Origin of the sequence: Pseudomonas sp. zfem005 (assembly GCF_032621735.1) — a bacterium.
Lineage (GTDB): Bacteria > Pseudomonadota > Gammaproteobacteria > Pseudomonadales > Pseudomonadaceae > Metapseudomonas > Metapseudomonas solani.
This window is the reverse complement of sequence record NZ_JAVYJE010000013.1, coordinates 24,876-37,669: the sequence shown is the minus strand read 5'-3', so window position 1 is coordinate 37,669 and position 12,794 is coordinate 24,876. Positions and strand designations below refer to the sequence as shown.

The following is a 12,794-nucleotide window of genomic DNA, read 5'->3' as shown; positions in this document are numbered from 1 at the left end:
TTTCACACGACATAAGGATTCGTCATGTCTTCACCTTTGCACGCCCACGCCACGGCCTTGAGCGGCGATTCTCCCCTCCAGGCGTTGGTGATCCTCAGTGATGGGCAGCGCACGATGCTGCGAATCGCCGTCGAGCAGCTCATCAAGCACCAAGGTGAATATTGGTATGAGCTCGACAAGTCACCTGCCATCCGCGCGCTGATCGATGCCGAAGCTACGGACTGGCGCGCCTGTCTTGTCTACCTCGCCTGCCTGTACGGCGAGGGCCCTGAGGGCACTGGCGGCCTGGGTCGTGTGCTGCGCGAGATGCTCAAGCGTGATGACGTGCTGGACGGCGCCACCGCCATCGAGGTGATGAAGGTGTTGGTGGAGCACGAGTACATCAAGGAGTTGGACTACCCGATCACCCGGCTCGTCAGCCAGATGGAGAAGCTGCACAAGCAAGGCGCGCTGGTGGGCCATGAGGAGGCCATGGGCAGCTTTCTCGAACGCAATGCCTCGTTCTGGAAGGCCGGGCGCGACCCGCGCGTGCTCGAGGCCAAGCTGAAGAAAATGCTCGGCGGCGTGCAGGTGCTGCAGCTGCCGCTCGGTGAGTCGCGCTTCGGCTGGGTCGATGACCTGCATGCGGACTTCGCCACGCTGCTCGAGGCCGAGCGCGAAACCTGGATGGGCCTGATGAACCATGCCCTCACCGGCAGCGGTTCCTCCCCCAGCAATGCCTGGCTGAAGGCGGCCGCCAAGCTCGCTGCAGGGTTGCCGGCGGACGCTTTCAGCCAGACGCTCGCGCGCTGGTTCGCGTTCATCTGCAACTACCAGTTCGCCCCGTCGGACGCCAACGAAGGCGCCATCAAGGCGATGGTCTGGCTGGCCGGCGTGGGTGAGCCCAAGGTGCTGGCGCCGGGGTTGGGCGACATGGCCGTGGCCTTCTACACCAAGGTGCAATGGCACGGGCCGCGCTCGCGATTGGTGGGCAACGCCTGCATCCAGGTGCTGTGTCTGCTCGACAAGCCTGGCGTGGTGCAACTCTCCCGCCTGCGCTCCAAGGTTCGCTACAGCCAGGGCAAGGCACTGATCGAGAAGTCGGTGGTCAAGGCCGCCGAGCGTGCCGGCCTGACCCCGGACGATATGGAGGAGGCATCGGTCCCGGACATGGGCTTCGACGCCGAGGGTGTGGCCCGCTTCAGCTTCGGCGGCGCCACCGCGCTGTTGCGTCTGGAAGGGGAAGGGCGCCTGGCCACCGAGTGGAGCAACGCCGAGGGCAAGGTGCTCAAGAGCGCCCCGGCCGAAGCCAAGCGTGACAACGCCGAAGCCTTCAAGGAGTGGCAGAAGGGCTGCAAGGAGTTCGCCGATGCCGTGCTCGGCCAGCGCACCCGTTTCGAGCAGGCCTACCTGCGTCAGCGCACCTGGCGCTTCGGCGACTGGTACCCGCGTTTCATCGACAGCACCGAGCTGCTCGGCTGGATGGGGCGCCGCTTGATCTGGAGCATCGAGCACGACGGACAGCAGCGTTCGGTGATCGGTCTGAAAGGCGTACTCACAGGCTTCGACGGCACGGCCGTGGGCGAGCTGCCCGCGGACGCGACCGTATCCCTCTGGCACCCCATCCAGGCGGCCGCGCCGGAAGTGCTGGCCTGGCGCGAACTGCTGCAGGAGGCGCAGGTGCTGCAGCCGATCCGCCAGGCGTTCCGCGAGGTCTACCTGCTCACCGACGCCGAGCGCGAGTCAGGGACGACGTCCCGTCGCTTTGCCGGTCACCTGCTGCGGCAGTTCCAGCTCGCTGCGCTGCTGCGCGAGCGAGGCTGGGACTACGCCCTGCAGGGCAGTTGGGACAGCCACAACACCCCCTGCAAGACGCTGAAGAACTGGGGGCTGGCGGTGCTGTTCGAGCTGGATGTGAAGGATGCGTTCTCCAGCATCCAGGGCGACACCGGTGTCTTCGCTTTTGTGGAGAGCGGCGAGTTCCGTTTTGTGAAGGACGGCGAGGCTTGGGATGAAACCCGCCTGGCCGATATCCCGCCGCTGGTGTTCTCCGAAGTGCTGCGCGACATGGACCTGTTCGTCGGCGTCTGCTCGGTGGCCAACGACCCCGAACTCGGCCTGGTGGACGACCCCGCCTTCCGTGGCTACATCTCCCTGGCCAGCAACGCCGAACTCCAGGGCGGTGCCCAGGTGCGGCGCGATCTGCTGGATAACATCCTCTCGCGCCTGCCCATCGCCAAGCGCTGCCACCTCGACGGGCGCTACCTTGTGGTGAAGGGTGACCTGCGCACCTACCGCATCCACCTCGGCAGCAGCAACATCCTCATGGCGCCCAACGACCAGTACCTGTGCATCGTCCAGGACAAGAAGGCCAAGTCCGCCTCTAACGGGCTCTACCTGCCCTTCGAGGGTGATGCGCTGCTGTCGCTGATCCTCAGCAAGGCGCTGCTGCTGGCCAACGACAAGAAGATCAAGGACCCGAGCATCCTCAGCCAGATCAACGCCTAGCGCGGTGAAGCCCCGGGCTGAAGCCCAGGCTACGGCCCTGTAGGGGCGACTTGAGTCGCCCAGCAGCCCAAAGGGCTGCCGTGGGAGCGGATTCATCCGCGATAAGGCTCGGCCATTGCACGAGGCTCAACACCCACCGTTGGGCCTCGCTGCGCTCGGCGCCAACCTACGGTGAGTCGGGTGCTTGCCTAGATCTTGCCAAGAATCGCCTGCAGTCCCTTCTGGTCCGCCTCGCTTACCACACCCTCCAGCCCGCAGCTGCTGAACGCCACTTTTCCGCCGGTGGCGAGGGTCTTGAACAGACCGAGGTCCACCATCATCACCACCTTCTCGCTGGAGGTTTCATCGTCGAGCTGCAGCTCGCCATAGCCTTCGTTGGCGACAGCACCATCGACCGTCCAGGTGATCACGCCACAGGGCTCGATGACAGGTTTTTGAGTGCGATGGACGATCGCCAGCGTGGCGTAGTTGGCCTTGCCGTCCTTGGGCACCACTACCGTAGCGTTGAGCCCGGCGGGGCCTTCGAGTTGGGTGTCGCTGGTCCAGTTCAGTACTGTGCCGCCGAGCATTTCTTCGGCCTTCTCGGTGAGCGTGCCGGCGAAGGTGGTGGTGGCGGCGAGGGTGAGGAGCAGGGCGGAGGTGGTGCGCAGCATGGGGTGATCGTCCTTGGTCGAGGGAGCGGGTTGGGACGCGCAGTGTGCGGTGCTGAACGCCGCTTGGGCTAGCTCTTTTGTCGGCGCGTGAGAAGCAAGAGGCCCAACGTGCGGGTTGGATTTCGCAGCGTTGGGCCTCGCTGCGCTCGGCGCCAACCTACAGGCAGCTCCGGGCGCTATTTGCGGCGGGGTTTACCAGCGATAGGCGACGCCGGCCGTGACCTGGCGTTCGGCGCCGTAGAAGGCGGCGTAGGTGTAGCTGAGGTAGTCCTCGTCGGTGAGGTTGGTGACGTTGAGGGTGAGGTCCCAGGGGCCCATGGCGTAGCCGAGCATCGCGTCTACCAGGGTGTAGGAGGGTGCAACGAGGGTGGTGTTGAACAGGCCCGGTACTTCGTCGACGTAGCGTACGCCGGCGCCGGCACGCAGTTCGCCCGGGCCGACCTGGCCGAAGCGGTAGTCGCCCCAGACGGAGAACATGTTGCGGGGCATGCCGCCGGTCTTCTGGCCTTCATTGCCGCTGTTGCTCTTGGTCACTTCGGCTTTGGTGTAGGCGTAGGAGGCGGTGACGCTGGCGTTGCTGCCGATATCGGCCTTGGCCTCCAGCTCCAGGCCACGGGAGCGTACCTCGCCGGTCTGCACCTGGAAGTTGGTGTCTACCGGGTCGGTGGTCAGCACGTTGCTGCGGGTCAGCTGGTAGAGCGCGGCGGAGTACAGGGCGTTGCTGCCGGGCGGCTGGTAGCGGATACCAAGTTCGTATTGCTCGCCTTCGGTGGGGTCGAAGTCCTGGCCGGCACGGCTACGCCCCGCCTGGGGTTCGAAGGATTCGCTGTAGCTGACGAAGGGCGCCAGGCCGTTGTCGGCGAGGTAGACCAGGCCCATGCGTTTGGTGAAGGCGTCGCTGTCCTGGCGGGAGCTGTAGTCGTTGTACAGCGCGTCTTCCTTCTGCTTGGCCCAGTCCTGGCGGCCGCCGAGCAACAGCACCCACTTTTCGTCGAACTTGATCTGGTCCTGCAGGTAGAGGCCGCTCTGGCGGGTGCGGTTCCTGGAGCTGTACGGCGCCGGGCCGAGGGGGGTGAAGGTGCCGCCGTAGACCGGGTTGAAGACATTCAGAGGCGTCAGGTCGTAGTCGTAGCGGTCGGTTTGCAGGTGGCGATCGCCGTAGTCGACGCCGGCCAGAACCGTCTGCTCGACGCGCTGGTGGTGGAAGCGCGCTTCCAGCTGGGTGTCGACGACGAAGTTGCGCGAGTCGTCGACGCGGTCCTGGGCGCCGCGTGCGACGGTGGTCATCTGCGGGTCGATGAAGCTGTCGAGCCACACCGACGGCATGTCGTTCTCGGATTCGAAGTAGCGCAGGTTCTGGCGCACCTTGAGGTCGTCGTTGAAGGCGTGCTCGAAGCGGTAGCCGATGTCCCAGGCGGTGATCACCGATTTGTCGTAGCCCGGCTCGCCGGTGAAAGTGTGGCGGGAGATATGGCCGTTGGGGTTGGGCAGCACGGTGCCTTCGGCGGGCAGGCCGTAGACGTAGGCGGTGCGGCTTTTCTGGTAGGTGGCCAGCAGGGTCAGGCTGGTGGCCTCATCCGGTTGCCAGGTGAGGGACGGGGCGATGTAGGTGCGGTCGTCCGGCACATGGTCGGTGGTGGTGTCGCTTTTGCGCTCCAGGGCGGTGAAGCGGTAGCTGAGGGTATCGGTGAGGGCACCGCCGTGGTCGGTGGCCAGTTGGTGGCGGTCGTTGCTGCCGGTTTCGGCCTTGATCTCGTGGAGTTCCTCGCGGGTCGGCAGCTTGCTCACCACATTGATGATGCCGCCTGGCGCGGCCTGGCCGAACAGCACCGAGGAGGCGCCGCGCAGCACTTCCACGCGCTCCATGCCGTAGGGCTCCTGGGTGCCGTCGTAGATGTTGCTCATGTAGCGCATGCCGTCGCGGAAGGTGCTGCCGCTGATCTGGAAGCCGCGCAGGACGAAGGTGTCGGTGAGGCGGTCGTCGGCCTCGGTGGCGATCACACCGGCGGTGTAGCCGAGGACGTCGCGCAAGCTCTGGGCGTGGATGTCGGTGATCTGGTCGCGGGTCACCACCGAGATGGATTGCGGTGTCTCGATGATCGGCGTGTCGGTCTTGGTGGCGGTGCCGGCGGCCGTGGCCACATAGCCGCTTACCGGGCCCCAGGCGGACTGCTGGCCGGCGGCGTTGATGTCGATCTGCGAGAGGTCGAGGGTGCCGTCGCCGCTTGGGCGTTCCAGGGTGATGCTGCCGGCGCCGTGGCGGAAGCTCAGCCCGCTGCCCTGGAGGAGCAGGCCCATGGCCTGGTCGGCGGTGTAGTGGCCGCGCACTGCGGGAGCCTGGCCGGCGAGCTGTTCCTCGGTGGTGCGCAGCACGGCGATGCCGGTGGTGGCGGTGAATTCACCGAGGGCGTCGAGCAGCGGCTGGCTGGGGATATCGAACTGGAACTGCGGCTGGCGCTGCTCGCTGGCGGCCTCGCTGCTGTGGGCCTGCATGGGCGCGGCGAGGGTGGCGAGCAGGGCGCTGGCGAGCAGGGTCCGGGCCAGGCGGTGGCGGTTGGTCATGTGGTGGTTCTCCCCCGGTAAATGGCAAATGCGAATGATTCACTGCCGATACAACGGGCGAGACCGGGAAACCCCTCAAGAAATTTTCAGATTTTTTGCATCAGCGATGCAGGACCACCGCCAAGCCCGGAATGCGCGTGGTTTTCAGGCCCAGTTCGATGCTCAGGGCGCTGAGTACCGCTTGCGGGTCGCTGGTGCGGAAGGTCCCGGAGATGCGCTGGTTGCGCAGGGTTTCGTCCAGCAGCACGACGGGCGGGTGGCCGAGGTGGCGGAGGCTGTCGAGCACCTCGCCGAGGCTGGCGCGATCGAAGATCAGCAGCCCGCGCTGCCAGGCCAGGGCGCGGTCGCTGTTGACCGTTTCCGGGCCGTGCAGGCCGCTGCCGTCGAGGCTGGCCTGCTGGTTGGGGATCAGGGTGACCAGCGAGTCGGCGGCGTTGCCCCGCACTTCGACCCGGCCGCGGCTGACCGTGACCCGCTCGGCCTGGCCGGTGGCGTCTACGGCGAAGGCGGTGCCGAGCACGCGGGTGCGCAGCCCCGGGCTTTCCACCACGAAGGGGCGGTTGGCGTCGTGGCTGACGTCGAACCAGGCGCGCCCGCGCAGCAGGGTGACGCGGCGTTCGCCGGGGCTGAAGTGCAGGTCCAGGGCGCTGTCGGCATCCAGCAGCACGTGGCTGCCATCGGCCAGGGTCACTTGCAACTGGGTGCCTGGGGCGCTGGCGTGGTCGGCGGCGTAGCGCTGCAGCACGCCGGGGTCGCGCCAGAGCAGCACGCCCACTGCCAGGCCGAGTACGCAGGCGGCGGCCAGTGCCGGCCAGCGCTGGCGCTGGACCGGGCGACGGCGGTGCCAGCCATCGCCAGCCAGCTGCCGGGCGGGTTCGCCGAGTTTTTCCCAGAGCTGCTCCACCGCCTGGAAGGCTTCGGCGTTGGCCGGGTCGCTGTCCAGCCAGCGGCGCAAGGCCATGCGTTCGCTCGCCGGCAACTGCGGGTTCTGCAGGCGCACGTACCAGCGGGTCGCCGTGTCCTGGCGATCCTGCCGTGCTTGCTGTTCGGGCGAGGTCTTCACTCTGCTTGCGTTCCACGAATCGAGGGGGCTGCCAGTACAACGTGCGACACCGGTTCAGCCCTCGGTGCGCTGGCAATGTTGGAGGACGCGGATGATGTCCTTCTCCACCGTGCTCTGGGAAACCCCGAGCCGCTCGGCGATGCTCGCATAGGAGAGGCCATCCAGGCGACTGAGAAGAAAGACCTGCTGGCAACGGCGGGGCAGGCCTTGCAGCCGGCGCAGCAGGTGTTCGAGTTCCTGGTGCGCTTCGGCCTGCTGTTGCAGGTCGAGGCCGTCGCCTTCGTCCTCCGCCTGTTCGCGGGCATGGCGGCTGCGCACCTGGCGTGCCCGCAGGTGGTCGAGGGCGAGGTTTTGCGCGGTGCGGAACAGCAGGCTGCGGTCGCCATCGCCCAGCTCCCGGTCCCAGAGCCGCAGGAAGGTGTCCTGGGCCAGGTCCTCCGCCGTGCTGCGGTCGCCGACGATGCGCCGGATCAGCTGCAGCAGCCGGTTCTGCTCACGCAGGTAGAGGGCCAGGAAGGGCGACGGCTTGCTCATGGGTGGGCAGGCAGCGACTCGTTGAAAGGGATTGCGAGATTAATGCGTATGCAATCACTTCTCAATTACATCTTTAGGTGCCGCTCTGCCTCACGGTTTCAGGCGGCCCCGTGCCCCAGCGGCTCCATCGGCAGGCTCAGGCGGAAGCAGATGGGGCCGTCCTTGCCGGTGCTTTCCAGCTTGACCTCGCCGCCGTGCAGGGTGGCGATACGCTTGACCAGGTAGAGGCCGAGGCCGGCGCCGGGGGATTGCTGGGCCTGGCTGCCACGGAAGTACTTCTGGAACAGCAGCGGCGCCTGCTCGCGGGGGATTTCCGGGCCCTCGTTGACCACGCGGATGTCGAGCATCCCTGCGTCCGCGCGCTCGCGCACATCGAGACGGATCACGCTATCGGCCGGGGCATGGCGGTCGGCGTTGGCGATCAGGTTGCGCAGGGCGATGCGGGTCAGGCCGGTGTCGCAGCTCAGGGTCTGGCGCTGGCTGTGGTACTCGATGCGGGTACGCCCGGGGGGCACGTCGCTGGTGCTACGGGCCAGCAGCTCCGGCAGGTTCTGCTCGGTGTGGCGCAGCTCGGTGCTGGTCTCGGCCATGCGGTCGTGGTTGAGGTAGTTGTCCACCAGGGTCAGCAGGCGCGAGGTGGATTCGCGGATGTTCTGGCAGCGCTGCTCGTTGCGTTCCGGGGCGCTGTCGAGGTGGCGGGATATCTGCTGGGCCGAGGTGGCGATGATCGCCAGCGGTGTGCGGAACTCGTGGGAGACCATGGCCACGAAGTCGCGCTGCTCCTCGCGGATGCGCTGCTCCTGACGCAGCAGCTCGCGCAGCTCGCCCTCCAGCTCGGTGCGCCGGCGGATCTCGTCGCGCAGCTCCAGGGTGCGGGCGTCGATCTGCCGTTCGAGGTGGGCGTTCTGGTCCTGCAGCACGTGCTTGAGCCTGCTCTCGGCGCGGCTCTTGTCGTCCTTCAGCTTCCGGTAGTGGTTGATGATGCGCATGCTCATCAGGAGCATGTGCAGCAGGGTGCCGAGGGCGGCGGCATTGTCGGTGGCGAAGGAGGTGGGGACGATGCCGAGGTTGCGCAGGAAGCTGACGATCACCCCGGCGTAGTAGATGCCGAAGATCAGCAGGAACACCCGAGCCGAGGCATGGCCCTGGAACAGCATGCGCACGGCCATGCCGATCAGCAGCGGGATGGTCAGCAAGGAGGTGATCTGCACCAGCGGTGCGCCGGTCTGGTAGTGCCCGGCGAGCACCGCCGTGGCGGAGGCGAGGCCGATGACCACGCTGAGCACCGTGAGCACGCGCCGCGCGTTCACCATGTCCCGGGGCCTCAGCTGGCGCTGGGCGAAGATGAAGCCCAGCGGCAGGCTGGCCGCCAGGCCGCAGCCCAGCAAGCGGTCGCTGATGCTCCCGGGGATGCCGAAGATCTGTTGCGGCAGCCCGTAGCTGAGGCTCTCGATGGAGATGCAGCAGCTCACGTAGATCAGGTACCAGCCGCTTTCCGGCGCGCGGGTCATGCGCCAGAACACGCTGTGGAAGACGATCAGCGCCAGGTAGATGCCGAAGTACAGGCCCGAGCCCAGGTATTCCACGCGGGTGCGGTCGCCGAATTCGGCGGCGGGCATCAGGCGCACGCTCACCGACATGGCGTTGCGTGCCTCCAGGCGCAGCAGCAGCCAGCGCGGCTGGTCGGGCTGCAGGCTGAGGGCGAAGGAGGGCGTGCGGTAGTCCACTTCCCAGGTCTTGCGGTTGATGGATTCGCCGCTGCGCCGTTCCCGTGGCGTGCCGTCGGTTTCGTAGTCATAGAGGATGGCGCTGTCGATCAGTGCGTTATTCAGCGTCAGCATCCAGCGTTCGGGGGAATCCGGCCCGGCCTGCACCTGCAGGCGCAGCCAGATCACGCTGCGGGTGAAGCCGGCGTTGAGCGAGCCGGGCAGTGCCTTCCAGTCGCTCGATTGCATGGCGCCGGCGGCGTCGAGGCGGCCATCCGGGTCGTCCAGGCGCTCCAGGTGCCCTTGGGTGCCCTTGCCGCGCTCGCCGAGGTGCAGGGTGTCGGCGCCTGCCTGCCAGGAGAACAGCAGGCACAGGCAGAACAGCAGGAAAGCAAGGGGACGGGTCATCGCTCGGCGCCACGGGTGTTTGCGGAAGCGGAGGATTCTACCTGCCCGGCTCCGCGATTCGATGCGTTGCTCAGATTTGCTCGGTTTGCGCAGGGCCTTCCTGGGGTAGGGTGCCGCCGTGTTTCGGGCTGGCGGCCGCCGGAATGCCGTTCGTCAGCACAGGGCCGCCAGGGTGGGATCGCAATGAAAGAACGCAGCCAGGCAACGTCACCGGCCACCGTCCTGCGCCGGGTGGGAGGAAGCGCCACGCCGCTCGCGCACATGCGCCTGCTGGTGGTGGAAGCCGCACCGGATAGCCAGCCGGACCTGTGCCTGCGCCTGCTGGGCAAGGTCGGCTTCGTCACCATGAGCACCGTCGACACCCTGCTGGAGGCGGAGGTCGCCCTGTTCGGCCCGCACGTCGTGTTGCTGGAGCTGGCCGGGGAGGGCAAGGCCGGGCTCGAGCTGGCAGCGCGCATCCGTACCCTGTGGCCGGGCATCGGGCTGGTCCTGCTCACCGAGCCGGGCCGTCTCGACCAGCGCCTGGCGGGTTACGCATTGGGGGCCGATCACTGCCTGGGCCGCGTCGTGGCGGAAGACGAACTGCTGTCGGCCATGGAGGCGTTGCTGCGCCGCCTGGATATGCAGGCCGCGCCGCTGGGCGATTGCTGGGTGATCGATGCACGCGAGCAGGTGCTCAGCGCGCCGGATGGCCAGCAACTGGAGCTCAGCCGCAAGGAGTGCAAGGTGCTGGGGCTGCTGCGTGAGGCACCGGAACAGACCGCCAACCGCCGGGTGCTGGCCGAGGGCCTGGGGGAGGATTACCTGACCTACGACGAGCGTCGCCTCGAAGCCATCGTCAGCCGGCTGCGGCGCAAGATCGCCGGGCTCGACGGAGCCCCTGCGCCCATCCGCTCGCTGCGCAACCAGGGGTATGCCTTTATCGGTCGCCTGCTCTGCGCGGGCTGACCTGGGAGCCACTCAAGCGACTATGCGCACCCGCTCGTAGAAGCAGTAGCCGGTGTTGCGCAGGGTCTTGAGCGGCAGCTCCAGGCCGGCGGCCTGCTCGACGTTGCGCCGCAGGCGGCGGATCTGCGTGTCCAGGCGGCGCTGGTCGTAGGTGAGGTAATCCTCGTCGAGGGCCTTGACGATCTCCCGGCGCGAAACGATGTCGCCGGCGCGTTGCATCAGGCAGTGCAGCACCAGCATGTCCTGGTGGGACAGGCGCAGGTGCTGCTGGTTGGGCGTCTTCAACTGACGCGAGGCCAGTTCCAGCTCCCAGCGGCTACCGCCGCGCTGCAGGCCGAGGCGCCGGCGCAGGGCTTCGAGCACCGCCGCCAGTTCTTCCAGGTCGCAGCCCTTGGCCAGGTAGTGGTCGGCGCCAACGCGGAAGCCGGCGACCCGGTGATCCGTGGAGCCGCGTGCGGTGAAGGCGACGATGCCGAGGGTGCTGCCGCGCTCGCGCAGCTGGTGGATCAGGTCGAGGCCGTCGCCGTCGGGCAGGCCCAGGTCGATGATCGCGAGGCGGTGGCGCTGTTCGTCGAAGGTGTCGGCGAAGCTCGCCAGGCTGTCCGCCAGGGTGACCCGGTAGCCGGATTCGCCGAGAAACTCACTCAGTTCCTCGGCGAGGATAGGTTCATCTTCGAGCAGAATCAGATCAATCATTCACGGGTTTCGATACGGCATCTTCCGTGGTGCGAATTCCGCTTTACCTACATCCATTCGGTAAAGCGCTGACCGGTTAATGGCAGCATTTCTTGCAGCTTATAGAACCTTGGCGGGGATGGAAACGCACGGTTTTTTGCCGCTGCGCTCGCCCGAACGCAGCGGCTGAGCAAGCTGGAACCCTCGTGCCAGAGCGGCGCAGGCCACGCGTCAATCGGTCGCGAAGGGTGGAATGTCAGCATTTGTCAGTTTCACGAGATGGCAGAAAGCTAGTATCGCGCCGTTCCGGTGCCGTGCCCCGGATCATCTCGATGACCTGATCGGTGAGCCGCCCATGCTTTCTACTTTCAAACCCGTCTTCCACGCGCGGCGAGAGCTGCTCGCCACCTGCCTGCTGCTGTGCACGGCGAATGCTTCGGCCGAGCAGGGTTTCGCCGACAAGCTCGAACGGGTTCTGCGCGAGCACCAGTTGGTGCGCATGGTCGACGCCGACGTGGAGACCGCCCGCGAGCAGGTCGCTGTCGAGAAGACCGCCTATTTCCCCAAGCTCACCGTCAACGGCAGTGCCGGCAAGCAGCACATCGACCGTGAAAACGGCGGGAATGCCAGCTACGACCCGTCCGAGGCCAGCGTGGGCATCAACCAGCTGATCACCGACTTCGGCGCCACCTCGTCCCGCGTGCAGGCCGCCAAGGTGGTGCTGATCAAGGAAGAGGCCGAGCGCGAGCTGCAGGTGCAGAACCTGACCCTGGCCGCCATCGAGGCGCAGCTGCAGGTGATCCAGGCCCAGCGCACCCAGGCCTACGCCCGCCAGTCGGAACAGAACATCAAGCAGCAGACCTCCCTGGAGAACGCGCGCATGGAGGCCGGCCGCGGCTACGCCACCGACGTGCTGCAGGCCAAGTCGCAGCTGGCCGGTGCCGAGGCGCGTCGCGTGATGGCCGACAGCCGCATGCGCGAAGCCCTGAACCGCTACCGGGTGATCTTCGGCGAAACCACCATCGCCGCCGATGGCCTGGAGGCCCTGGCCGTTCCCGGTGCCAGCCTGCCGGCGTCCGAGGTGGACATCATCGAGAGCGTGCGCCAGCAGAACCCCGACGTGCTGGCCGCCATCAAGCGCGCCGAAGTGACCCTCGCCGAGCGCGATGCCGCCCGCAGCAAGGAGCTGATGCCGCGCCTGTCGTTCCGCCTGAGCCAGGCCCACTTCGACGATTACGACGGCTCCCCGGGCCGCCGCGACGACACCAAGGCCATGGTCAACTTCGACTGGCAGTTCGACCTCGGCATGCGTGCCGACCACGTCACCCGCGCCGCCGACCAGGCCGTGCTGAGTGCCGAGGAGAAGGCCGACTACGTGCGCATCCAGGCCATCGAGGAAGCGCGCAACGCCTGGGATTCCTGGCAGACCTCCCGCGAGCGCTCCGAGCACCTGCGCAACCAGGTGAACATCGCCGAGAGCTTCCTCGACCTGGCGCGCAAGGAGCGCGAGATGGGTCGCCGTTCGCTGCTGGACATCCTCAACGGCGAGGTCGGCCTGATCAACGCCCAGAGCGACGCCACCGCCGCCGGTATCGACGAGATCATCGCCGCCTACCGCCTGCTGCGCGCCACCGGCCGCCTCAGCCCCGAGCTGTTCCGCCAGCCGGGCATCGTCGTGCCGGCCGATAAGGCGCTGCCCCTGGCCGCCCTCGATGCCGGCCAGGGCAACGCCCGCTGAGGCCCGCCGCGATACCGATC

General features: G+C 67.1%; 9 protein-coding genes. 3 read left to right on the top strand and 6 right to left on the bottom strand.

Annotation, left to right across the window (positions count from 1 at the left end; genetic code table 11):
- Nucleotides 1-24 precede the first annotated feature (24 nt).
- Nucleotides 25-2,487, top strand: coding sequence for a DUF4132 domain-containing protein (locus RTW82_RS25970; protein ID WP_316926895.1), 2,463 nt, complete (start codon nt 25-27; stop codon nt 2,485-2,487).
- Between the two features lie 188 nt (nt 2,488-2,675).
- On the opposite strand, the gene RTW82_RS25965 is transcribed toward RTW82_RS25970, so the two are convergent.
- From RTW82_RS25965 to RTW82_RS25945, 5 genes are all read right to left on the bottom strand, one after another.
- Entirely contained in the window at nt 2,676-3,140 is a 465-nt protein-coding gene (locus tag RTW82_RS25965; RefSeq protein ID WP_316926894.1) for a hypothetical protein, read from the bottom strand.
- Nucleotides 3,141-3,332: 192 nt separating this feature from the next.
- Nucleotides 3,333-5,702, bottom strand: a complete 2,370-nt coding sequence (locus RTW82_RS25960; RefSeq protein ID WP_316926893.1) for a TonB-dependent siderophore receptor — start codon at nt 5,700-5,702, stop codon at nt 3,333-3,335.
- 100 nt (nt 5,703-5,802) lie between these two features.
- A complete protein-coding gene (locus RTW82_RS25955; RefSeq protein WP_316926892.1) occupies nt 5,803-6,765 on the bottom strand; it encodes a FecR family protein in 963 nt (320 codons plus the stop codon).
- A gap of 54 nt (nt 6,766-6,819) precedes the next feature.
- Nucleotides 6,820-7,299, bottom strand: coding sequence for an RNA polymerase sigma factor (locus RTW82_RS25950; protein WP_316926891.1), 480 nt, complete (start codon nt 7,297-7,299; stop codon nt 6,820-6,822).
- A 98-nt stretch (nt 7,300-7,397) separates the two neighbouring features.
- Nucleotides 7,398-9,413 (bottom strand): sensor histidine kinase, encoded by a 2,016-nt coding sequence (locus RTW82_RS25945; protein ID WP_316926890.1) that lies wholly within the window; start codon nt 9,411-9,413, stop codon nt 7,398-7,400.
- 183 nt (nt 9,414-9,596) lie between these two features.
- Between RTW82_RS25945 and RTW82_RS25940 the strand changes: the two genes are divergently transcribed.
- Nucleotides 9,597-10,361: a response regulator transcription factor gene (locus tag RTW82_RS25940; protein ID WP_316926889.1), complete on the top strand. Its 765-nt coding sequence runs from the start codon at nt 9,597-9,599 to the stop codon at nt 10,359-10,361.
- 12 nt (nt 10,362-10,373) lie between these two features.
- Here RTW82_RS25940 and RTW82_RS25935 read toward each other — a convergent pair whose 3' ends face one another.
- Nucleotides 10,374-11,057, bottom strand: coding sequence for a response regulator transcription factor (locus RTW82_RS25935; protein ID WP_316926888.1), 684 nt, complete (start codon nt 11,055-11,057; stop codon nt 10,374-10,376).
- Between the two features lie 334 nt (nt 11,058-11,391).
- Between RTW82_RS25935 and RTW82_RS25930 the strand changes: the two genes are divergently transcribed.
- Complete coding sequence (locus RTW82_RS25930; RefSeq protein WP_316926887.1) at nt 11,392-12,774, top strand: TolC family protein; 1,383 nt, start codon at nt 11,392-11,394, stop codon at nt 12,772-12,774.
- Nucleotides 12,775-12,794 lie beyond the last annotated feature (20 nt).

Excerpts from the sequence above, each read along its gene's own strand:
- RTW82_RS25970 (WP_316926895.1), top strand. The coding sequence starts at position 25 with ATGTCTTCACCTTTGCACGCCCACGCCACGGCCTTGAGCGGCGATTCT.
- RTW82_RS25965 (WP_316926894.1), bottom strand. The coding sequence starts at position 3,140 with ATGCTGCGCACCACCTCCGCCCTGCTCCTCACCCTCGCCGCCACCACC.
- RTW82_RS25960 (WP_316926893.1), bottom strand. The coding sequence starts at position 5,702 with ATGACCAACCGCCACCGCCTGGCCCGGACCCTGCTCGCCAGCGCCCTG.
- RTW82_RS25950 (WP_316926891.1), bottom strand. The coding sequence starts at position 7,299 with ATGAGCAAGCCGTCGCCCTTCCTGGCCCTCTACCTGCGTGAGCAGAAC.
- RTW82_RS25945 (WP_316926890.1), bottom strand. The coding sequence starts at position 9,413 with ATGACCCGTCCCCTTGCTTTCCTGCTGTTCTGCCTGTGCCTGCTGTTC.
- RTW82_RS25940 (WP_316926889.1), top strand. The coding sequence starts at position 9,597 with ATGAAAGAACGCAGCCAGGCAACGTCACCGGCCACCGTCCTGCGCCGG.
- RTW82_RS25935 (WP_316926888.1), bottom strand. The coding sequence starts at position 11,057 with ATGATTGATCTGATTCTGCTCGAAGATGAACCTATCCTCGCCGAGGAA.
- RTW82_RS25930 (WP_316926887.1), top strand. The coding sequence starts at position 11,392 with ATGCTTTCTACTTTCAAACCCGTCTTCCACGCGCGGCGAGAGCTGCTC.